The 1,811-nt window shown below is 57.1% G+C and carries 2 protein-coding genes; both read right to left on the reverse strand.

Annotation, left to right across the window (positions count from 1 at the left end):
- Nucleotides 1–575, reverse strand: a 575-nt coding sequence (locus DW136_RS09755; protein WP_147330331.1) for a PTS sugar transporter subunit IIC, incomplete at its 3' end; no start/stop codon positions are given.
- A 225-nt stretch (nucleotides 576–800) separates the two neighbouring features.
- Nucleotides 801–1,691, reverse strand: a complete 891-nt coding sequence (locus DW136_RS09760; protein WP_233546565.1) for a DMT family transporter — start codon at nucleotides 1,689–1,691, stop codon at nucleotides 801–803.
- Nucleotides 1,692–1,811 lie beyond the last annotated feature (120 nt).

Genomic DNA, 1,811 nt, shown 5'->3' on the forward strand with positions numbered 1-1,811 from the left:
ATGGCGAAGCCCATGGCCGGCAGGATGTTGGCGGCAACGCCGCAACCGTCGATGATGAAGGGCGGGATGAAGTCGAGCAGGCCCTGGATGGCGTCGGAACCCAAATAGAAGGCGCCGCCGCACAGCAGGAAGTACTCGACGCAGCCCCAGATTCCAATTCCCCAATGAACGGCGTAGATGCCTTTGAGGTTTCCCTTGAGGGCGAACTTGTCTGCCATATCGACAAACACAGGGAACAAGGCATTGGTAATGTTGCCGATCGTCAGCGCAAGGACGGCGATGGGCATGGCGAGCGCGATGGCCGTCTCGGTACCCTGACCGAGCTGAATGGCAAACGCGCAGGCGAGCACGCCGCCGACGGTTTCGTTAGGCGGCACGTAGGCGCCGATGGAAATCGAGCCCATGAACAGCAACTCCAGGCTGGCGCCAACGGCAAGGCCAGTCTGCAGGTCCCCCAGCACCAGGCCCACGAGCGGGCACAGGACGATGGGGCGGAACGCGTAGAGGGTGCCGAGCTGGTAGTCGAGGCATCCAAACGCTCCGACTAAGCCGACGAGGATTGCTTGGACAAGCATAATTCCTCCCAATAAGGAATCTCGAACCGTCGTCACTCCCGTCGCGCGCGTTGTTGATATCAATTCCGGGAGTTCGATTCCACGGCTCGAAGCGTACCTGGTGTGCTGCTAACACCCATGCCAGGCACAAATGATTTGATACCAATTATAGGTATGCAGGTTCGCCTTATTTAATACCAGTCGCTCAGCGGGGTGTTTTTTACCGTAAACGGCAGGCGCATCCCATTAGGCACGCTCTTTGTTTCGATGGCGGACAAGCGCCACCAGAAAGCCGTCGCCAAAAGCATCGGATGCCAAGTTGGCCACAATCACCAAAACGATCATCGCTGCGCCCAAAAACTCGTTCCAGCGAAAGACCTCGCCAAAGAGGAGCGCCGACCAGCAGGGAGCGAGCACGACCTCACTCATGCAAACCAAGTTGGCCGCAAACGCGTTGGTGCGCGCAATCCCCTTGGCATACAGCACACTCGCAAGGCCGCTGCAAAAAAGGCCATGCACCAGCATAAGCCCCCACTCAAAGGGTTTCACGGAGCCTAGGTCGCCGGCAAAATAGACGATCGGAAGTATCGAGATGCCGCAGGAGATGAGCGAGGACACCATGGGCGACGCATCGGGGCGAGAGTTTAAAAAGAAACACAGCCCAAGGGTGGCGCCCGAAATGACGGCAAGTAGATTTCCGAGCATGCCCTCGGCGCTCAAATCACCTAAAAAGAAAAGTCCCATACCCGTAAAAGCAACCACCACGGAGGCAATCTTCGCAGGCGAGGGCAACGTGCGAGTTGCGAGCGATTGATACACGATAACGAAAATCATCGAGGTGTACTGCAGAACGATCGCGTTGCCGACCGTCGTGAGCTGGTTGGCAAAGTTAAACGTGGTGCCCGTCACGAAGTTGCAGACGGCCACAAGGACAATAAGACGGCTGACGCGAAGGACGGGTCTGCCGACGAGCAGGATAAAGAGCGCCATAAATATTGCCGTGACGGCACCGATCAAAAGAGCTGACTGCGAATTGGCGCGAACGAGGATGCCGATAAAACTCCACAAGAGCGCCGTGCCAAATAGATACATCGCCCCGCTCACGCCATTATCGGGTGGATTGTCAGATCGAATCACGAAGCACCTCCAACTAGCTTTCGGTAATAAAAAACGGCGACCGCAATGGGTCGCCGTTTCCCTTGGGGGCAAATAATAGGCCGGGCCCTTACGCCAGCACGCCGAAGAACGCGCCGATGA

Origin of the sequence: Collinsella sp. AM12-1 (assembly GCF_003472325.1) — a bacterium.
Taxonomy (GTDB): Bacteria; Actinomycetota; Coriobacteriia; order Coriobacteriales; family Coriobacteriaceae; genus Collinsella.